Below are 19789 nucleotides of genomic sequence, written 5' to 3' on the forward strand. Positions count from 1 at the left end.
TTATTGTGGCAAGCGTACTGTTTTTGTCTTTTTTATTTCATTATCAGTTATTCTCTAGAAAAAGTTGAGCCTTAGGTATATAAGATATTTCCATTTCAGAGCGATTTATTTTAGGATAATGATAAAAGGATATTCGAAAGGAGTAGCCAACGATTGTTAAATTCATTCGATAAAGCTTATCATAGCTTATGCGAGGAAATCCTTGCGTGTGGCAATAATAGAGATGATCGTACCAAGACAGGTACGCGGTCTAAATTTGGTCACCAACTAAGATTTGATCTCAGCAAAGGGTTCCCGCTTCTCACTACTAAAAAAGTTTCCTTTAAACTCGTAGCAACTGAGCTACTCTGGTTTATAAAAGGAGATACAAATATACGTTATTTGTTGCAATACAATAACAATATATGGAACGAATGGGCCTTCGAGAACTACGTACAATCATCTGATTATGATGGTCCAGATATGACGAATTTCGGGCATCGAGCACAGCAAGATGCTGAGTTTAAAGCAGAATATCAGAAACAGATGAAGCAGTTTAAAGAACGCATCTTAGAGGACGATGCGTTTGCTGAGCGTTATGGCAATCTCGGTAATGTTTACGGTAAACAATGGCGCGATTGGGTGGATCAACATGGCAACCATTATGACCAACTTAAACAAGTCATTGAACAAATTAAAGCCCACCCAGAATCACGTCGTCATATCGTTTCAGCATGGAATCCAGCTGAAATTGATACCATGGCTTTACCGCCATGTCATACGATGTTTCAATTCTATGTTCATGATGGTAAATTAAGCTGCCAACTTTACCAACGTAGTGCCGACGTCTTTCTCGGCGTACCGTTTAACATCGCAAGTTACAGCTTATTAACGCATCTTATCGCGAAAGAATGTGGTTTAGAGGTTGGAGAATTTATCCATACCTTTGGTGATGCACACATTTACAGTAATCACTTTGACGCTGTGAACACACAACTTTCACGCGACGGTTATGAACCACCTCAACTTCGTATCAACTCAGATGCATCGATCTTTGATATCGATTATGAAGATTTAGAAATCGTCGACTATCAATCTCATCCAGCTATTAAAGCACCGATTGCTGTGTAAGATTTGAGATGAACTATACTTTAAGGAGATGACTATTATGACATTATCTATTCTCGTTGCACACGACGAACAGCGTGTCATTGGTGTAGACAATCAACTACCTTGGCATTTACCGAATGATTTGAAACACGTGAAGAAGTTAAGTACTGGTAATACACTCGTGATGGGGCGTAAAACGTATGAATCTATAGGTAAACCCCTTCCAAATCGACGTAATGTGGTACTCACGAGCGATCATTCTTTCAATCCTGAAGGTGTCGATGTCATCCATTCTTTAGATGACATTAAAGCACTGCCAGGCCACGTCTTTATCTTCGGCGGTCAATCTCTCTTTGAAGCGATGATTGATAAAGTCGATGATATGTATATTACTGTGGTTGAAGGTAAACATAAAGGGGATACATTCTTCCCACCATATACTTTTGAAGATTGGGAAGTAGAGTCTTCAGAAGAAGGCGAGCTTGATGAGAAGAATACGATTCCACATACATTTTTACACCTCAAGCGTAAGACAGAGAACTAGGAGGACTTCCTTAAATGACTAAATATAAAATCGTCACTGATTCTACGTCAGATTTACCACAATCGTTTCTACAACAACATGACGTGCATGTGATTCCATTAAACATAACGATTGATCAAACGTCGTATACTGACCAGCTTGATATTACGTCAGATGAGTTTCTCAAGCGCCTTGAAGCAGGTGCAGATACGAAGACGAGCCAGCCTGCTATTGGACAATTTATCGAAACTTATAACAATCTTGGGGCTGATGGCTCAAAGATTATTAGCATCCATATGACGTCACAACTTAGTGGGACGTATCAAACAGCTGTGCAAGCGAGTCATATGAGTGACAGTGACGTTACTGTAGTCGACTCTCAATCGATTTCGTTCGGTCTAGGTTATCAAATCAAACACTTAATAGAGTGGACACGACAAGGCTTAACTGTAGATGAAATACTCAAGAAGATTCGACATTTACAAGATAATACGAAACTCTTTGTCGTCATCGGTCAACTCAGTCAATTAATCAAAGGCGGTCGTATCAGTAAGACCAAAGGGTTAATCGGTAATATGATAAAGATTAAACCCATCGGCACATTAATCGATGGTCGACTAGAGATGATTCACAATTCACGAACGCAGAAATCTGTGATTCAATTTCTTAAAAAAGAAGTACATCAATTTATTGAAGGTCATCAATTGAAATCAGTCGGCATCGCTCATGCTAATATCATTGAGTTTGTCGACAAGATTAAAGAACAATTTAAAGAAGAATTTCAGTTTGATGATTTCGATGTTAATACAACTACGCCAGTAATCTCTAATCATACTGGACAAGGTGCGATTGGCTTTGTCGTTGTTAGAGAATCAATCTGACAGCTTATCAAAGGAGGTTAACTATGGCCTATGCAACATTAGCCGGTGGTTGTTTCTGGTGTCTCGTGAAGCCCTTCACTTCTTATCCAGGCATTGAAAGTGTCGTCTCAGGATACAGTGGCGGTCATGTAGAGAACCCAACTTATGAAGAAGTATGTTCTGATCAAACAGGCCACGTTGAAGCTGTACAAATCACTTATGACCCAGACATCACTGGTTTCGACAATATATTAGATATTTATTTTAAAACGTTCGATCCCACTGATAACGGTGGACAGTTCTTCGATCGTGGTGAGCACTATGCTCCAGTAATCTTCTATCACGATGAAGAACAGAAGAAAGCAGCGGAAGCTAAGATTCAAGAGCTCAACGAAGCTGCGATATTCAACAAACCTGTCATTACACCCATTCGTCCGTATAAGAACTTCTATCCCGCTGAGTCGTATCATCAAGACTTTTATAAAAAGAATCCGATGCATTACGAACAGTATCAACGCGGTTCAGGCAGACAAGCATTTATTGAAAAGCACTGGGGGAAACAGAATGATTAAAAAAGATAAAGCAGATTTAAATGATATCGAATATCTTGTAACACAAGAAGATGGCACAGAACCGCCATTCCAGAATGAATATTGGAATCACTTTGAGAAAGGCATCTATGTGGACAAGATTTCAGGTAAACCGCTATTTACTTCTGAGGACAAATTCGAATCCAGTTGTGGCTGGCCGAGTTTCTCAAAAGCACTCGATGATGACGAAATTATCGAGCTAGCGGATAAATCTCATGGTATGCTTAGAACAGAGGTCCGTTCTGAAGATGCAAATAGCCATCTGGGTCATGTCTTTAACGACGGTCCTAAAGATAGAGGCGGTCTGAGATACTGCATCAACTCAGCTGCGATTCAGTTTATCCCGTATGATAAACTTGAAGAGCTAGGCTATGGCGAATTAGTATCTCATTTTAAAAAGTAAGGAGTATTAGAACATGTTTAAGAAATTATTTGGTAAAGATAAAGAAGTAAGTAAAGATATTGAAATTTATGCGCCGATGACAGGCGAATATGTAAAAATCGACGATATCCCTGACCCTGTCTTCGCTCAAAAAATGATGGGGGAAGGCTTTGGTATTGACCCTACTGAAGGTCACGTTGTTTCACCAATCAATGGTAAAGTAGATAACGTCTTTCCAACGAAACACGCTATCGGTTTGAAAGCAGATAACGGGCTTGAATTGCTCGTACACATTGGTTTAGACACAGTTCAACTTGACGGCGAAGGTTTCGAAGTCGAAGTCGCAAGTGGAGATACAGTATCTGTTGGAGATCCTTTACTCACATTTGACCTTGAACACATCAAATCCAATGCGAAATCCACTGTTTCACCAGTTATTATTACTAACTCAGACCAAGCTGCTTCAGTGCATTTCGAAGATGCGCAAGCTTTAGTTAAAGGTGAAACGAAACTTGCTGATGTGACTATGAGCTAATGAAAGATCATTCATTCTATCATTATGCAATGACAGTTCGAGGTCAAAAAGATGACAAAGGTGTACTCGCTGAAGAAATCTTTGATGATTTGGCATTTCCCAAACAAGAATCAGACTTTAATGTGCTAAGTGATTATATTGAAACAGAAGGTGGTTACTCAGTATCCATGTCCGTCTTTGATGATATGTACGAGGACTACCAAGAGTGGTTGAAATTCTAGTTCACTTAACCATTGTAATTGTCATTACTCAGAAGAGCATGATAGGTCTATCTCTCGTACTTCGACACGTGAGATGATAAGCCAGATCTATCAGCAAATGAATACGCAATTTCATACTCTAAGCTAAGGTTATGACAGTCAATCTCACTGTAGTAGTTCTGTGATTGACTCACACACGTTGTTGGCACAAGCTTTGGTAGCGCCATTCCGACATGTGCAAAGTAGAGTTAATTACGTCTACGCCAGTTTATGTTCTAACCTTAGCTTACTTTATTGTGAAGTAACTATAAATTTATTATTGTTTCAATTTTATACTAAAAGGAAGGAGTGAATGCGATGGCAAATTCTAAAGAACATGAGACACAGAGCAATCCCCCTAAGAAACAGCGTTCAGCTCGACCTTTACATATAAGAAAGAGCAGATTAGTACTACTTTTACTCGTCACTATCATTCTCACTACTTTGATCGCTGTTGCGGCTACTCTAGGTTTCCAACATTGGCGCAGTGGTTTAGACAAGCATCAACGACAGTCATTTTCCAAAGTAGAAAATGTGTATCAAACCTTAACGAATGATTACTATAAAAAGAAAGATCCCGATAAATTGTCGAAAGCAGCTATTGATGGCATGGTGAAAGAACTCGACGATCCTTATTCTGAATACATGACGAAAGACCAAACGAAGTCTTTCAATGAGGACGTGTCGGGAGATTTCGTTGGCATTGGTGCAGAAATGCAGAAGAAAGATCAACACGTTCAAATTACTAGTCCAATGAAAGGATCACCCGCTGAAAAAGCCGGGTTGAAACCTAAAGATATCGTGAAAAAAGTTGATGGTAAATCTGTGAAAGGGCAACCTTTAGAAGCGATTGTGAAAAAGGTTAGAGGTAAAAAAGGCAGCACTGTGACGTTAACGATTCAACGTGGTACACATGAACAAGATTTCAAAATCAAACGTGATAAAATTCATGTGAAGAGTGTCGATTATTCCAAACATGGCAGTGTCGCTGTGCTCAAAATTAATAAATTCCAAAGTAGCACCTCAGGAGAATTGAAATCAGCATTGCTTAAAGCACATAAAGCAGGTATTAATAAGGTCGTGCTTGATTTACGAAACAATCCAGGTGGGCTCTTAGATGAAGCTGTGAAGATGATTAATGTCTTCGTCGATAAAAATAAAACTGCCGTTGAACTTCAAAAGGGCGACCATACAGAGAAAATTAAAACATCTAATAATACACTTAAAGAAGCACAAGATATGGATGTGTCTATCCTCATTAACGAAGGTTCAGCCAGTGCTTCTGAAGTCTTTACCGGTGCGATGAGAGATTATAATAAAGCTACAATTTATGGTTCTAAGTCATTTGGTAAGGGTATCGTACAAACAACGCATGAATTTAAAGATGGCTCACTCTTGAAATTTACCAACATGAAATGGTTAACTCCGAAAGGCCATTACATTCATAAAAAAGGCATTCAACCTGACCACACAATCAAACCACCTAAATATCAACAACTGAGTGTGATTCCGACGGATAAAACATTAAAAGTCGGTGATAACAATCAACATGTTTCAACGATTAAGATTGGTTTGAATGCCTTAGGTTATCACACTGATGATGAAAGTAAGACGTTCGATTCTAATTTAGAACGCCAAGTGAAAGCTTTCCAGAAAGATCATCAGTTAGATGAAACAGGTGAGTTTGATAAATCAACAAATGAGAAATTTACTCAAGCATTAGTCGATAAATCAAATAAACATGATACTGTATTAGATGACTTATTACACAAACTACAATAATAAAGAGGTGTTGCCCTTATGATAAGATTAGCGACGACAGAAGATCTTCCGACAATTCTTGAACTTGTTGAAGAAGCGAAAGCGTTGATGAAGCAGGACAATAATCATCAGTGGGATGATGCTTATCCTTTGGAAGAACATTTTGAAGAAGATATCGAGAAAGAAACGCTTTATGTATTAGATATTGACCAGCACATTTATGGCTTTATCGTCATCGACCAAGTTCAATCTGACTGGTATGATAAGATTGATTGGCCTGTCGATCGTGAAGGTGCATACGTGATTCATCGCTTAGCAGGCTCTCAAGATTATAAAGGAGCAGCGACAGCGCTCTTTGACTTTGCGGTGAATCTCGCGCTCGATCACGATATCCATGTGCTCTTAACTGACACTTTCGCTTTAAATAAGCCGGCTCAAGGTTTGTTTGAAAAGTTCGGTTTCTCTAAAGCTGGAGAAGCAGAAATTGATTATCATCCGTTTAATAAGGGCGAGCCCTTTTACGCATATTATAAAAAACTAGAAGAATAGAGGTTGAATTATGGCAAAAATAGCATTTACAGGTGGAGGAACAGTTGGACATGTTTCAGTCAATCTCAGTCTTATTCCCACTGCTATCGAACAAGGCCATCAAGCATTCTACATCGGTTCAAAGCAAGGAATAGAGAGAGAAATGATTGAGTCACAACTTCCTGATATCACGTATCATACAATATCAAGTGGTAAACTACGACGTTACCTCTCTTTCGAAAATATTAAAGATGTCTTTAAAGTGCTGAAAGGCATTCTAGATGCGCGCAAAGTGCTGAAGAAAGAACGTCCTGATGCCTTATTCTCTAAGGGAGGATTTGTGTCAGTCCCTGTAGTTATCGCTGCGAAATCTTTAAAGATTCCTACGATCATTCACGAATCTGATTTAACACCAGGCTTAGCGAATAAGATTGCACTCAAATTCGCCAAAAAAATCTATACGACGTTTGAGGATACAGTCAAATACTTACCGAAAGACAAGGCTGACTTCGTTGGTGCCACGGTACGCCAAGATTTACTTCACGGTGACAAAGGTCGTGGTTACCAACTCACTGAGTTCACTGATAAGAAACCTGTCTTATTGGTGATGGGTGGCAGCTTAGGAAGTAAAAAGTTAAATGACATTATTCGTCAAAATCTCGATTTATTACTCGAAAAATACCAAGTTATTCATTTAACAGGTAAAGGATTGCTCGATTCGTCACTCAATGATGTGAAAGGTTATAAGCAATTTGAATTCGTGAAAGATGATTTAACTGATTTGCTCGCTATCACGCATACGGTTATCAGTCGTGCCGGTTCTAATGCCATTTATGAGTTTTTAACATTAAATATCCCAATGTTACTCATTCCACTTGGCTTAGACCAATCACGTGGCGACCAAATTGATAATGCGAAGAACTTTGAAGCTAAAGGTTACGGACGTATGATAGCTGAAGATCAACTCACTGAACATCGTTTGATTGATGAGTTGCAAGATATCGAAGCACATCGTTCAACGATCATTGATGCAATGCATGATTACAAAGAAAGCTATACTAAAGAAGACTTATTTAATAAATTTATTACAGATGCATTAGGTTAAACGAAAGAGGTAGTATTTATGACGAGATGGAAACGTATACTCATATTGATCATTTGTATCATACTCTTTAGTTTAATCGCCTTATATCACGGCGCCCAAATCGGACGTGAAGTTGATAATGGTGTCTATCATTTCATCTTCTCATCTGAAAGCTTTCTTACAACTACGTTCTTCATAGGAATTACGAAGATCGGTGAAGTTTATACGATGGCCGTCTTATCATTGATCTTGGTCATCTATCTTGCGCTCAAACGCTATTATGTAGAAATGCTGTTCTTCGTGTTTACGATGGGACTTTCAACGATTCTCAATCCGCTATTAAAAAACATCTTTGATCGTGAAAGACCGACTGTATTGCGACTCGTTGAAGCATCAGGTTATAGCTTTCCGAGCGGGCATGCGATGGGCTCCATTGCATTCTTTGGTAGCTTGATTTACTTAGCTCATCGTTTAATCAAATCGAAAGCAAGAATTGTCGTTTATATCATTTGTACGCTATTTATTCTCGGTATTTGTTCTTCACGCATTTATTTAGGCGTACATTATCCGACTGATATCATGGCAGGACTATTAGGTGGCGGCAGTTCCTTGATACTTTCGACACTCATTTTACGACACAAACTGCAGATTTAGTGACGTTATTGTTGTATAAAATAAAACTCACTAGTGATAACAAAGTAAATATATATCATATGAGTACCGCTCTAGAATGGTTAACGGCCTAGAGCGGTATTTTATAGATAGAAAACTTTAAGGGTGTAGTAGGAGGGCGTTCATCTCCTTAAGTTTGAGTACACGTTTAGTCAACAAAAAAGCGACACAATTTCCGTTCACTGGAAACTTTGTGTCGCTTTCATGTGTCTTTAAGTCTTTGTAATACGTATGATAAAAACCGGTTTATGTATGGCAAACCGGTTTTTATTTAATAACACGTTGTCTCGCAACGTTAGTCTTTTACGGGCATATAAAAGGGGATATTGTGAAAATGATCAATCCAATTAGAACGAAATATGTGTGGGGGGAATAGTTCATTTGGTATTGATAATCATTTTCAACTACAATTATACATGACTGAGAATGGTTGTCAATTAGAAATGGCAACTTTTTTCAAGAAAATTTTTAACTTCTTCTTAAAAGGCGCTATTAAAGCAATCTCACGCTTTCATTTTTCTAAAGATTGTCAGAAAAAAGACGTTTACCTTTTAACCGAGTTGCGATATGATGTTGTTTACAAACAATTACGTAATCATATGAATTAAACTCTGAGGTGTAAAATATGACGAGAATACTCATTGTTGAAGATGAACAGAACTTAGCACGTTTTATCGAACTCGAACTCAAACATGAGAATTATCTAGTAGATATTGAGAACGATGGTAGAAGTGGACTAGATCGTGCGCTCCAACACAATTATGATTTAATCTTATTAGACTTAATGTTGCCACACGTGAACGGATTAGAAATCTGCCGTCAAATCCGCCAAAAGCAACAAACGCCTATCATTATTATCACTGCGAAAAGCGATACATATGACAAAGTAACTGGCCTTGACTACGGCGCAGACGATTATATTGTGAAGCCTTTCGAAATAGAGGAATTGTTGGCGCGTATCCGTGCAACGATGCGTAGACAACCGCAGAAGAATATAATTAATATTAATGGTCTCGTCATCGATATCGACGCCTTTAAAGTGACGGTAGATGATGACACTTTAGAATTGACCAAGACGGAATATGATCTTCTCTTCTTACTTGCGACCAATCGTAATCATGTCATGCACAGGGAACAAATCATTGAAAACGTGTGGGGATTCAACACCGAAGTAGAAACGAATGTGGTCGACGTTTATATCCGTTATTTGCGTAACAAATTAAAGCCTTATCATATGGATAAATACATTGAGACCGTCCGCGGTGTAGGATATGTGATACGACAATGAAGCAACGGCGATTACGTACCAAATGGATGGTCATCACTACGACCATTACATTTACGACCATCCTCATCTTTAGTATCATCATTATCTTCTATTTGAGTAATGCATTACGCAACAATGAGTTAGAGGAAGCGCAACGTAGTTCTAACGATATCGGTTCATTATTTGAAGAAACACCTTACAAGCATATCTCGACCGTCGATTTAAATGCCTCTCTAGGCAACTTCCAGAAGGTCATCGTCTTTAACGACAAAGGCAAAGAACTAATTGATGCGTCCAATGACAATTCGATTACGTATCATCCTCAGTTACACACGCATCATTTAAACAAGGTGAAAGTGGTTAAGAATCATCACACCGCTTATTTCGTTCTCACACAGCGCATCGATTCTGCTAAATTCCACGGCTATAGTGTGGTTATTCACTCGTTAGAGAACTATAATACGCTCGTTAATTCGTTATACTTCTTTGCGGTGACATTTGGAATCTTGGCTACAGTAATCACAGCACTCATCAGTTACTTTTTCTCATCTCAGATTGCAAAGCCTCTAGTCACTTTATCAGATAAAATGCAGCTCATTCGACGTAATGGATTTCAAGAAAAGATACAGTTACCGACCAATTATGTCGAAACAGACAATTTAATCGAAACCTTTAACGCCATGATGACCCGTTTAGAAGATTCTTTTAACCAACAACGTCAATTCGTAGAAGATGCGTCACACGAACTCAGAACGCCACTGCAAATCATTCAAGGACATCTGAATTTAATTAAACGTTGGGGTAAGGAAAGCCCGGAAGTCCTCGAAGAATCACTCAATATCTCGCTTGAAGAGATGACACGTATCACGAAACTCGTTGAAGAACTCCTCTTACTCACGAAAGATGATGTCACACAACACGCATCTGAAGTAGAGTGTGTCGATATTAATAAAGAAATTAAACAGCGAATTAAATCACTGGCGCGCTTACATGAAGACTACACCTTTAAATTTGAGCCTTACCCTAAGCCATTACTGAAAGAAATTAATCGCTATCAACTTGAGCAAATACTGATCATCTTCATCGATAATGCGATTAAATATGACCAGAACAATAAATACATTAAGATCAAAACTCAATTACGCAACAAGCAAATTTCGATTAGCATTACTGACCATGGCGTTGGAATTCCTCAAGAAGATTTAGAGTTTATCTTCGACCGTTTCTATCGCGTAGACAAGTCACGTTCACGCAAACTCGGTGGTAATGGACTGGGATTATCCATAGCGAAGAAACTCATCGAACATAATGGAGGCTCAATTATAGTTGAAAGTGTGGTAGGCGAATATACGACGTTCCATATTCGTTTCTAGTCGTATGAGCGCGTATTGATGTTTGAATTGTAAATAATTGTGAATAAAGTAAGTAACAGTACTTAGCAGGACTCTAAGTTTAAATTCAATCTTGGTCATCGTACCTTGATTAAAAAATTTATAATTCGGAGTCCTGCTTTTTTATATAAGGTGTGATAAGTACTTTAATTTGAACACTTTTAATGCTATTATTGTGTTGTAAGCGTTTCAACTATTTTGTGGAGGGTGTAATAAATGAGCAACGAAAAACAGGTAACTGAGGCACCTGTAAATTTCGGGCAAAATCTTGGATATATGTTAGACCTATATGATGTTTATTTACAAGATCCATCATCAGTTCCTGAAGATTTACAAGTCCTTTTTAGTACAATTAAAGACGGTGAAGCTAACATCGTAAACAAAGCAAGCTCGGATGCAACTAGTTCACAAAGCGACAGCACGATTAAACGTGTTATGCGCTTAGTCGACAACATCCGTCAATACGGGCATTTATTAGCTGACATTTACCCAGTAAATCGTCCAGTCAGAGAACATGTTCCTAAATTAAACATTGAAGACTTTAATTTAGACAAAGAAACTTTAGAAACAATTTCTGCAGGTATCGTATCTGATCACTTTGAAGATATTTACGATAATGCATACGAAGCTATCGAACGCATGGAAGACCGCTATAAAGGTCCAATTGCCTTTGAATATACACACATTAATAATAGTAAAGAACGTGTATGGTTGAAACGTCGTATTGAGACACCATACCAAGCTTCACTAAACAATGAACAAAAAATTGAATTATTTAAAAATTTAGCGCACGTAGAAGGTTTCGAAAAGTATTTACACAAAAACTTCGTAGGAGCTAAACGTTTCTCAATTGAAGGTGTTGACGCACTCGTACCAATGCTTCAACAAACGTTACGCTTAGCTAGTGACGAAGGTATTTCTAATGTCGAAATCGGTATGGCGCACCGTGGACGTTTAAACGTCTTAACTCACGTGCTTGAAAAGCCATATGAAATGATGATTTCAGAGTTCATGCACACTGACCCAATGAAATTCTTACCTGAAGACGGCAGTTTAGAACTCACTTCAGGTTGGTCTGGCGACGTGAAATATCACTTAGGTGGCGTGAAGACGACAGATTCTTACGGCATCAAACAAAGTATTTCACTTGCAAACAACCCAAGTCACTTAGAAATCGTTTCACCAGTTGTCTTAGGTAAGACACGTGCAGTTCAAGATGATACTGAACAAGCTGGTGCAGTCACTACAAACTTTAAGGATGCAATGCCAATCCTCATTCACGGTGACGCAGCATATCCAGGTCAAGGTATTAACTTTGAATCTATGAACTTAGGTGGCTTAGAAGACTACTCAACAGGTGGTTCACTCCACATTATTACGAACAACCGTATCGGTTTCACTACAGAACCTAATGACGGCCGTTCTACAACTTATTCTTCTGACATCGCTAAAGGTTACGATGTACCAATCATGCACGTTAACGCAGACGATGTAGAAGCGACAATTGAAGCTATCGAAATCGCTATGGAGTTTAGAAAAGAATTCCATAAAGATGTCGTAATCGACTTAGTAGGTTACCGTCGTTATGGTCACAACGAAATGGACGAACCTTCAATTACGAACCCAGTTCAATATCAACACATCCGTAAACACGATTCAGTTGAAATCCTTTACGGTAAAAAGTTAGTTGAAGAAGGCGTTATTTCTGAAGACCAAATGAACGAAGTTATCGATGGCGTGAAGAAAACATTACGTTCTGCTCACGATAAGATTGATAAAAACGATAAAATGGATAATCCTGACATGCAAAAACCTGATGCGATTGCAGAACCACTTAAAGGTGACGACCAATCATTCTCATTCGAGCATCTGAAAGAAATCAACGATGCAATGTTATCTTATCCAGAAGACTTCAATGTCTTGAAGAAACTCAACAAAGTACTTGAAAAACGTCGTGAACCATTTGAAAAAGAAGATGGTCTCGTAGATTGGGCTCAAGCGGAACAACTTGCGTTTGCTACAATCACTCAAGATGGTAAACCAATCCGTTTAACAGGCCAAGATAGTGAACGTGGTACTTTCAGTCATAGACATGCTGTGCTCCACGATTCTGAGAATGGCCAAGAATACGTGCCATTACACCATGTGCCTAATCAACAAGCGACATTCTCTGTTTACAACTCACCATTATCAGAAGCTGCAGTTGTAGGCTTTGAATATGGTTACAATGTTGAGAATAAGAACTGTATGACAATCTGGGAAGCACAATACGGTGACTTCTCAAACATGGCACAAATGATCTTTGACAACTTCTTATTTAGTGCTCGTGCTAAATGGGGAGAAACTTCAGGATTAACTCTATTCTTACCTCATTCATTTGAAGGTCAAGGACCAGAACACTCTTCTGCACGTCTTGAAAGATTCTTACAACTTGCAGGTGAGAACAACGCAACAGTTGTTAACTTATCTAGCTCTAGTAACTATTTCCACTTACTCAGAGCACAAGCAGCAAGCTTAGGTACAGATGCAATGCGTCCACTCGTCGTGATGTCACCTAAGAGCTTGTTACGTAACAAGACAGTTTCTCAACCTATCAGTAAATTTACTGAAGGTACATTCGAACCGATCTTACCAGAATCAGGCGATGCAGATAGCGTGAAGAAAGTCATCCTTGCATCAGGTAAGATGTTTATCGACCTTAAAGAGTATTTAGCTAAAAATCCTGACGAATCAATTCAGCTTATCGCAGTGGAAAGACTTTATCCTTTCCCTTCAGAAGAAATTCAAGCTGAACTTGATAAGTTATCTAATTTACAACACGTTGCATGGGTACAAGAAGAACCTAAGAACCAAGGTGCTTGGTCATTCGTTTACCCACGTCTCAAAGAATTAACTGCAGATAAATACGATTTAAGTTATCATGGAAGAATACAACGTTCTGCTCCAGCAGAAGGTGATGGCGAAATTCATAAACTTGTACAAAATATGATACTTGAACAAAGTACAAATAATAAGTAGGGGGAAGTACAACATGCCAGAGGTTAAAGTTCCAGAACTAGCAGAGTCTATTACAGAAGGTACCATTGCAGAATGGTTAAAGAGTGTAGGTGATAGCGTTGATAAAGGTGAAGCTATCGTTGAATTAGAAACAGACAAAGTTAACGTTGAGGTCGTATCAGAAGATGCCGGCGTATTACAAGAAACTTTGTTTGACGAAGGTGACACTGTTGAAGTAGGTCAAGCTATCGCTGTAGTAGGTGAAGGTCAACCAAGTAATTCAGGTTCATCTTCTTCTGATGACAGCAAACAAGAATCTAAATCTGATGATGCTAAATCAAGTGATGATAGCAAAGATACTCAATCACAAGATGATTCAAGCGATCAATCAGGTCAACGTGTTAACGCTACACCATCTGCACGTAGATATGCACGTGAACAAGGTATTGACCTTAGCGAATTAGCGGGCAAATCAGGAGATGTAGTTAGAAAAGAAGACGTTGATTCTAAACAAAATCAACCAAGTGGTTCTAGCAGCCAATCTTCTTCATCTAAAGAAGACAGCAAACCAGCTCAATCATCTAAACCTTCTAAACCAGTTGTACGTGAAAAAATGTCACGTCGTAAGAAAACAGCTGCTAAGAAACTTTTAGAAGTTTCTAACCAAACAGCAATGTTAACTACTTTCAACGAAGTAGACATGACAAACGTAATGAACTTACGTAAACGCAAGAAAGAACAATTTATCAAAGACCACGACGGTACTAAACTTGGTTTCATGTCATTCTTCACTAAAGCAGCAGTAGCTGCATTGAAGAAATATCCTGAAGTTAACGCTGAAATCGACGGCGAAGACATGATTACTAAACAATTCTACGATATCGGTATTGCGGTATCTACAGACGATGGTTTATTAGTACCATTCGTAAGAGATTGCGATAAGAAAAACTTTGCTGAAATCGAAAGTGCAATCGCAGACTTAGCTGTTAAAGCACGCGATAAGAAATTAGGCTTAGATGACATGGTGAACGGTTCATTCACTATCACTAACGGTGGTATCTTCGGTTCAATGATGTCTACACCAATCATCAATGGTAACCAAGCTGCTATCTTAGGTATGCACTCAATCATCAAACGCCCAATCGCTGTTGAAGATGATAAAATTGAAAACCGTCCAATGATGTACTTAGCATTAAGCTATGACCACCGCATCATCGACGGTAAAGAAGCAGTAGGATTCTTAAAAACAATTAAAGACTTAATTGAAAATCCTGAAGACTTATTACTTGAATCATAATTTGAATAAGACAAAGCCCTTGAAGGTGAGCAATCATCTTCAAGGGCTTTTTGACGTGGATTCACAATGCAAATCGTACAACATCAACTATAGAAAGTAACTCTTCGCATTGCTAATCACGTTAGAGATGTTCATGAGGAAATGCTTTACTTTGTCGATTTGTAATTATTCTTAATGGTCTATTACGACCGAGCTTTATTAATATATAAAGCGAAAGCATTGAAAACAGTAACACTTTCACTAAAGCAATAAGTTTTAATTGGAAGACTTTTCATCAAAAAAGATCCAAGCCAGGAATGTAATGTTTCCAACTTGGATCTAGTCATTGAAATATATAAAGCGATATTATCCGACAAAGATAAAGACAAGTAATTCAATAATTGCAAGCACAATAAAAATACCAAACACAATACCATAAATATTATTCTTGTTCTTGCTCTTATTATCTTTACGATTCTGCACAGATTGAGACATATTACTAAAGAATGTAATACCACAGTACACTGCAATCAACAACGTTATTCCAAACAATACCCAAAAGTTAAACATACTGACAGACCTCCTTCGTCTGAACTTAACGTTACTACTATTCTATAATATATTTTAATATAGAAATAGTTAATTCTCCAACAACTTATTTTACTACTTAAATCCATCACACATAATGTCTAAACATATAAATCATAATCAGAATACGTTATAATTAAAGTTAATAGATATAAAAGGGGTGTGGTAATATGACAGGGTTACGAAGTGTAACACTTGGTGCTAAAAATTTGAAAAAGATTTCTAAGCTCTTCCATGATCAATTGGGTATGAGTGTGAAGACAAAGGGGGAAGCATTGCGCTTTGGCGATGCTGATTTAAGTCCAGGAACACGCGTTCACTTTGTAGAGATACCACATTACAGCACGAAAGACCAACACATCTACAGTTTAGGTTTACGTGTTCCTACTGATGAAGCACTACAGGAATATCAAACGATTCTGGGTGAACATGGTATCCAATACAGTGAGATCACGATGTTGAATACGCATAAGTGCTTTCATTTCATGAGCCCAGAAGGACATCGTGTCGTCATTTATTCTGACGAACACAATAGCGGTGAACTTTTAGGAACGCCGTCCACTTACAGTTCAGTCAATCCGCTTCATCAAATTCAAGGCTTGGGTCCAGTAGTGCTACGCGTGAATGATTTACTGCTCACACGCTCAGTGCTTAGCCGAGTCTTTGATATTGAAGCATTTGCGGAATATACATTGTCTGAAGATGAAGATAAAGATGTCCTCGTCTTCCAAATCGGTGACGGTGGCTTAGGCGGAGAACTGCACATGTATCAATCTGATGAAACTTTAGATTTACCTGATTATGGTATTGGGGAACAGGTTGAGTTCGCGACAGATGATCAAGGTCAATTCCAACTCGCTAAAGAGGAACTTGATGATATTGGTATTCCATATCAAACACTAGATCAAGAAAGTACAAAATCGTTACGAATTAATGAAGCGAGTGGTATTTCATTCATTTTAACTTTAGAATATAATTAAATAGTTAGTTTAGTGAAAGGAACGAAAGTTATGTTACATGAAGAATGGAAATCTAAGACGCCGATAAAGCGTGTAGAAGTTGTGCATACAGATGCTGATAAGTTTACAGTGTCAGACATGCTTACAGTCGGTCAACAATATGATGTAGTTAACGAGACAGAAGAGTACTATCAAATTATTGATAACTCTGGTTTAGTCGGTGGTTACTACAAGACATATTTTAAAGAAATCTAAAGATATTGAACTGTGGAAAGGGCTGGGGAGTGACTTACTCGTAGTTACCCAGTCTCTTTTCTGTATACAACTATAGGTAAAAGGAGTGCTTACATCTTGGCACAAGGACAATATATCAATAATGATGCGACAGTATTCGAAGATGCCCAATCATTAATGGCTTTGAATAAAAACATTCTACTTAAAGGGCCTACGGGTTCAGGGAAGACGAAGTTAGCCGAAACACTAAGTGAAACTGTCGACATCCCAATGCACCAAGTCAATTGCTCCGTTGATTTAGATGCTGAAAGCTTACTCGGATTCAAGACGATTCAAACTAATGACAAAGGTGAACAAGAGATCGTCTTTATCGATGGACCGGTGATTCAAGCGATGCGACAAGGTCATATTCTCTACATCGATGAAATTAATATGGCTAAGCCTGAAACGTTGCCTATTCTTAATGGTGTACTAGACTATCGCCGTAAATTAACGAATCCATTCACAGGTGAAGTGATTCATGCTGCACCAGGCTTTAATGTCATTGCAGCGATTAACGAAGGTTACATAGGAACGCTACCGATGAACGAAGCATTAAAAAACCGCTTTGTTGTCATTCAAGTGGATTATATCGATGGTTCAATATTAAGTGATGTTATTCGCCAACAATCTCGTTTGGATGACATGGCACTCATTAAACAAATCGTGCAATTCAATAGCGATTTACGTACGATGACGAAACAAGGCCAAATCTCAGAGGATGCTGCGAGTATCCGTGCCTTAATCGATTTGAGTGATCTTGCTACAGTGATGCCAGTCAGACGTGCGATTCAACGTACAATTATCGACAAACTTGAAGATGAACGGGAACAGCAAGCCATTGAAAATGCAGTTGAACTAAACTTTTAGTGAGGGATAACTATGAATGAACGCTTTATCATGTTTAACGACGAACAACTTGATGCGAAACAAGTGATGATGTTGCAGGATTTAGCTCGGTTGTTACTGCGCAATCCGCAAACTCAAGTGAAGATTCAAAAGTTTCCTTACTATAATCCGATTGAGAACACACTGATTACGAGTACATTCTGGTCCCATCGTCCTAAAGATATCGAAACGAATGGCTTGAAGACAGATGTCATGCTTGCTGCATATGGCTATCACTGGATGGATACGTCGATTGTCAACGAAGTGATAGAAGAACAAGAATTCAAACATCCTAAGCTTTATCAACAGATTTTTAAAATGTTGGAAGATCAACGTATCTTGAATCAAATCGTGGAAGAACGACCGAGTACACGTGCAGCGATTGAGTTACGTAATCAGACACGATTGAGTTACACTGAATCGCAAATCAAGGTCTATGAAACGAAGACGACGTATACTGATTTAGTGCTACTACATTTAGAACGCTCTGTGCTCAAGCAAAATTTTTTCGATGTACCTGAGATACATCCTTCACTAGATGACATCTTTGTAGCAATGTACCAATACCTACCAGACTTCTTTAACTGTACATGCTCCGAAGATAGTATGTATATGGCGCAAAGAATCATGTTCCAAATTGATGATTTGTTAAAAGAAGATATGTTGAATGAATATTATTATCTTCCTAAGAAGGTCTATGCTGAATTGGAAGAATGGCAAGATAATCAGTTGAAGCGCGTGGACGCCAGTCAAACTGACCAACATTCAGAAGAATCAAGTGAAGATATTGTAAGTGCAGAGATTGAAGCGAAAGCACAAGACAGTCAATCAGAAGGCGGTTCTTATCTAGAGATGGAATTGCATGAGGGTGAGACGAGCGATAGCGTATCAAATAATGATACAGCTAGAGAAGGCGATGCGAGCGATGATATTACTGACGTAGCCTCTACCAAAGGCAAGGGGAGCCGTCAAACTGTTGATAATGAACTCGGTGGTTTGGTAGGTCAGAATTCACTCTTTGCGTTAAAGGGTATTAATGAGAACGTCTCTGTTGATTGGAATGTCCCTGACATTTTACCTGAATATTACAGTGACTATTTAGAAGTTGAAAAAGATGTACAATACGAAATTAAGGATCTCACTCAAATTATTAAGAAAACGATTGAACGTGAACGTCAAGATGAGCGTCATAACTTAACGAAAGGGCGGCTACAAAGGGATCTCATCAACTGGTTTATCGACGACCAATATAAATTATTCTATAAAAAGCAAGATCTCAGTCGTCAATTTGACGCCACGTTTACGCTATTAGTCGACGCGTCAGCCAGTATGCATGACAAGATGGATGAAACCATTAAGGGCGTAGTGCTCTTCCACGAAACGCTTAAAGCTTTACAAGTGAAACATGAGATTCTCGCTTTCAATGAAGACGCTTTCGAAGCAGATGATCGAGAACAACCTAATATTATCGATGAAATTATCAATTATGATCGCTCACACTTTGATAGAGAAAGTGCGCGTATCATGGCATTGACACCACAAGATGATAACCGAGATGGTGTCGCAATACGTCTCGCAAGTGAACGTTTACTTCGTCGCTCTCATCAACAACGTTTTCTTATCGTCTTCTCAGATGGTGAACCGTCTGCATACAACTATAGTCAGGATGGTATATTAGATACGTACGAAGCTGTTGAAACTGCACGTAAAATGGGTATAGAAGTCTTCAATGTCTTTCTTAGTCAAGATCCGATTACTGAAGACATAGAAGAAACCATTCATAACATTTACGGTACATTTTCAATCTTTGTTGAAGGTGTGCAGAATTTACCAAGCCATCTCGCACCATTACTAAAGAAACTATTATTGAAATCTTTTTAGTAATAG

Annotated in this window: 20 protein-coding genes; 19 read left to right on the forward strand and 1 reads right to left on the reverse strand. The window is 38.5% G+C overall.

What is annotated here, in order from left to right:
• Positions 1-153 precede the first annotated feature (153 nt).
• The 15 genes from HMPREF2802_RS01365 to sucB all read left to right on the forward strand — a co-directional run bounded on the left by HMPREF2802_RS01365 (position 154) and on the right by sucB (position 15215).
• A complete protein-coding gene (locus tag HMPREF2802_RS01365) occupies positions 154-1110 on the forward strand; it encodes a thymidylate synthase (protein ID WP_002471005.1) in 957 nt (318 codons plus the stop codon).
• A gap of 37 nt (positions 1111-1147) precedes the next feature.
• The gene (locus tag HMPREF2802_RS01370; protein ID WP_070502517.1) at positions 1148-1633 is read left to right on the forward strand and encodes a dihydrofolate reductase; all 486 of its coding nucleotides are present in this window, start codon (positions 1148-1150) and stop codon (positions 1631-1633) included.
• Between the two features lie 14 nt (positions 1634-1647).
• Positions 1648-2493 (forward strand): DegV family protein, encoded by an 846-nt coding sequence (locus HMPREF2802_RS01375; protein ID WP_070502518.1) that lies wholly within the window; start codon positions 1648-1650, stop codon positions 2491-2493.
• Positions 2494-2516: 23 nt separating this feature from the next.
• Positions 2517-3044, forward strand: a complete 528-nt coding sequence (gene msrA, locus HMPREF2802_RS01380; RefSeq protein WP_002470992.1) for a peptide-methionine (S)-S-oxide reductase MsrA — start codon at positions 2517-2519, stop codon at positions 3042-3044.
• Positions 3037-3465, forward strand: a complete 429-nt coding sequence (gene msrB / locus HMPREF2802_RS01385; RefSeq protein WP_070502519.1) for a peptide-methionine (R)-S-oxide reductase MsrB — start codon at positions 3037-3039, stop codon at positions 3463-3465. Before msrA ends, msrB begins: the two co-directional genes overlap by 8 nt.
• A 13-nt stretch (positions 3466-3478) precedes the next feature.
• On the forward strand, positions 3479-3979 hold the full coding sequence (locus tag HMPREF2802_RS01390) for a PTS sugar transporter subunit IIA (RefSeq protein WP_070502520.1): 501 nt from the start codon (positions 3479-3481) through the stop codon (positions 3977-3979).
• Complete coding sequence (locus HMPREF2802_RS01395) at positions 3979-4200, forward strand: YozE family protein (RefSeq protein WP_002470999.1); 222 nt, start codon at positions 3979-3981, stop codon at positions 4198-4200. Before HMPREF2802_RS01390 ends, HMPREF2802_RS01395 begins: the two co-directional genes overlap by 1 nt.
• Before the next feature lie 336 nt (positions 4201-4536).
• Positions 4537-6000 carry a S41 family peptidase gene (locus HMPREF2802_RS01400; protein ID WP_070502521.1) on the forward strand — a complete coding sequence of 488 codons (1464 nt, stop codon included), beginning with the start codon at positions 4537-4539 and terminating at the stop codon, positions 5998-6000.
• A gap of 18 nt (positions 6001-6018) precedes the next feature.
• Positions 6019-6528: a GNAT family N-acetyltransferase gene (locus HMPREF2802_RS01405; RefSeq protein ID WP_070502522.1), complete on the forward strand. Its 510-nt coding sequence runs from the start codon at positions 6019-6021 to the stop codon at positions 6526-6528.
• A gap of 10 nt (positions 6529-6538) precedes the next feature.
• Positions 6539-7612: an undecaprenyldiphospho-muramoylpentapeptide beta-N-acetylglucosaminyltransferase gene (locus HMPREF2802_RS01410; protein WP_070502523.1), complete on the forward strand. Its 1074-nt coding sequence runs from the start codon at positions 6539-6541 to the stop codon at positions 7610-7612.
• An 18-nt stretch (positions 7613-7630) separates the two neighbouring features.
• Positions 7631-8245, forward strand: coding sequence for a phosphatase PAP2 family protein (locus HMPREF2802_RS01415; RefSeq protein WP_049406089.1), 615 nt, complete (start codon positions 7631-7633; stop codon positions 8243-8245).
• A 643-nt stretch (positions 8246-8888) separates the two neighbouring features.
• Positions 8889-9551: a response regulator transcription factor gene (locus tag HMPREF2802_RS01425; RefSeq protein WP_002470995.1), complete on the forward strand. Its 663-nt coding sequence runs from the start codon at positions 8889-8891 to the stop codon at positions 9549-9551.
• Complete coding sequence (locus HMPREF2802_RS01430) at positions 9548-10903, forward strand: HAMP domain-containing sensor histidine kinase (protein WP_070502524.1); 1356 nt, start codon at positions 9548-9550, stop codon at positions 10901-10903. Before HMPREF2802_RS01425 ends, HMPREF2802_RS01430 begins: the two co-directional genes overlap by 4 nt.
• Positions 10904-11137: 234 nt before the next feature.
• Positions 11138-13939, forward strand: coding sequence for a 2-oxoglutarate dehydrogenase E1 component (locus tag HMPREF2802_RS01435; protein WP_070502525.1), 2802 nt, complete (start codon positions 11138-11140; stop codon positions 13937-13939).
• Between the two features lie 13 nt (positions 13940-13952).
• Positions 13953-15215, forward strand: coding sequence for a dihydrolipoyllysine-residue succinyltransferase (gene sucB, locus HMPREF2802_RS01440; protein ID WP_049410446.1), 1263 nt, complete (start codon positions 13953-13955; stop codon positions 15213-15215).
• Between the two features lie 345 nt (positions 15216-15560).
• Here the strand turns inward: sucB and HMPREF2802_RS01445 are convergent, their stop codons facing one another.
• Entirely contained in the window at positions 15561-15764 is a 204-nt protein-coding gene (locus HMPREF2802_RS01445) for a Mid2-like cell wall stress sensor domain protein (RefSeq protein WP_002470988.1), read from the reverse strand.
• A gap of 188 nt (positions 15765-15952) precedes the next feature.
• Here HMPREF2802_RS01445 and HMPREF2802_RS01450 point away from each other — a divergent pair, with 188 nt between their 5' ends.
• From HMPREF2802_RS01450 to HMPREF2802_RS01465, 4 genes are all read left to right on the forward strand, one after another.
• The gene (locus HMPREF2802_RS01450; protein WP_070502526.1) at positions 15953-16762 is read left to right on the forward strand and encodes a VOC family protein; all 810 of its coding nucleotides are present in this window, start codon (positions 15953-15955) and stop codon (positions 16760-16762) included.
• A gap of 30 nt (positions 16763-16792) precedes the next feature.
• The gene (locus tag HMPREF2802_RS01455) at positions 16793-16996 is read left to right on the forward strand and encodes a DUF6501 family protein (RefSeq protein WP_002471003.1); all 204 of its coding nucleotides are present in this window, start codon (positions 16793-16795) and stop codon (positions 16994-16996) included.
• Positions 16997-17152: 156 nt separating this feature from the next.
• A complete protein-coding gene (locus tag HMPREF2802_RS01460) occupies positions 17153-17884 on the forward strand; it encodes an ATP-binding protein (RefSeq protein ID WP_070502611.1) in 732 nt (243 codons plus the stop codon).
• A 12-nt stretch (positions 17885-17896) separates the two neighbouring features.
• A complete protein-coding gene (locus HMPREF2802_RS01465; protein ID WP_070502527.1) occupies positions 17897-19783 on the forward strand; it encodes a vWA domain-containing protein in 1887 nt (628 codons plus the stop codon).
• Positions 19784-19789: the final 6 nt, after the last annotated feature.

The sequence above is a fragment of the Staphylococcus sp. HMSC071G07 genome (assembly GCF_001811435.1).
Classification (GTDB): domain Bacteria; phylum Bacillota; class Bacilli; order Staphylococcales; family Staphylococcaceae; genus Staphylococcus; species Staphylococcus pettenkoferi.

Bases quoted from the DNA above. Each gene is read 5' to 3' on its own strand.
- msrB (WP_070502519.1), top strand. From the start codon at position 3,037: ATGATTAAAAAAGATAAAGCAGATTTAAATGATATCGAATATCTTGTA.
- HMPREF2802_RS01465 (WP_070502527.1), top strand. From the start codon at position 17,897: ATGAATGAACGCTTTATCATGTTTAACGACGAACAACTTGATGCGAAA.
- HMPREF2802_RS01370 (WP_070502517.1), top strand. From the start codon at position 1,148: ATGACATTATCTATTCTCGTTGCACACGACGAACAGCGTGTCATTGGT.
- HMPREF2802_RS01460 (WP_070502611.1), top strand. From the start codon at position 17,153: ATGGCTTTGAATAAAAACATTCTACTTAAAGGGCCTACGGGTTCAGGG.
- msrA (WP_002470992.1), top strand. From the start codon at position 2,517: ATGGCCTATGCAACATTAGCCGGTGGTTGTTTCTGGTGTCTCGTGAAG.
- HMPREF2802_RS01390 (WP_070502520.1), top strand. From the start codon at position 3,479: ATGTTTAAGAAATTATTTGGTAAAGATAAAGAAGTAAGTAAAGATATT.
- HMPREF2802_RS01435 (WP_070502525.1), top strand. From the start codon at position 11,138: ATGAGCAACGAAAAACAGGTAACTGAGGCACCTGTAAATTTCGGGCAA.
- HMPREF2802_RS01445 (WP_002470988.1), bottom strand. From the start codon at position 15,764: ATGTTTAACTTTTGGGTATTGTTTGGAATAACGTTGTTGATTGCAGTG.
- HMPREF2802_RS01450 (WP_070502526.1), top strand. From the start codon at position 15,953: ATGACAGGGTTACGAAGTGTAACACTTGGTGCTAAAAATTTGAAAAAG.
- HMPREF2802_RS01455 (WP_002471003.1), top strand. From the start codon at position 16,793: ATGTTACATGAAGAATGGAAATCTAAGACGCCGATAAAGCGTGTAGAA.
- HMPREF2802_RS01410 (WP_070502523.1), top strand. From the start codon at position 6,539: ATGGCAAAAATAGCATTTACAGGTGGAGGAACAGTTGGACATGTTTCA.
- HMPREF2802_RS01415 (WP_049406089.1), top strand. From the start codon at position 7,631: ATGACGAGATGGAAACGTATACTCATATTGATCATTTGTATCATACTC.
- HMPREF2802_RS01395 (WP_002470999.1), top strand. From the start codon at position 3,979: ATGAAAGATCATTCATTCTATCATTATGCAATGACAGTTCGAGGTCAA.
- HMPREF2802_RS01430 (WP_070502524.1), top strand. From the start codon at position 9,548: ATGAAGCAACGGCGATTACGTACCAAATGGATGGTCATCACTACGACC.
- HMPREF2802_RS01375 (WP_070502518.1), top strand. From the start codon at position 1,648: ATGACTAAATATAAAATCGTCACTGATTCTACGTCAGATTTACCACAA.
- HMPREF2802_RS01400 (WP_070502521.1), top strand. From the start codon at position 4,537: ATGGCAAATTCTAAAGAACATGAGACACAGAGCAATCCCCCTAAGAAA.
- sucB (WP_049410446.1), top strand. From the start codon at position 13,953: ATGCCAGAGGTTAAAGTTCCAGAACTAGCAGAGTCTATTACAGAAGGT.
- HMPREF2802_RS01425 (WP_002470995.1), top strand. From the start codon at position 8,889: ATGACGAGAATACTCATTGTTGAAGATGAACAGAACTTAGCACGTTTT.
- HMPREF2802_RS01405 (WP_070502522.1), top strand. From the start codon at position 6,019: ATGATAAGATTAGCGACGACAGAAGATCTTCCGACAATTCTTGAACTT.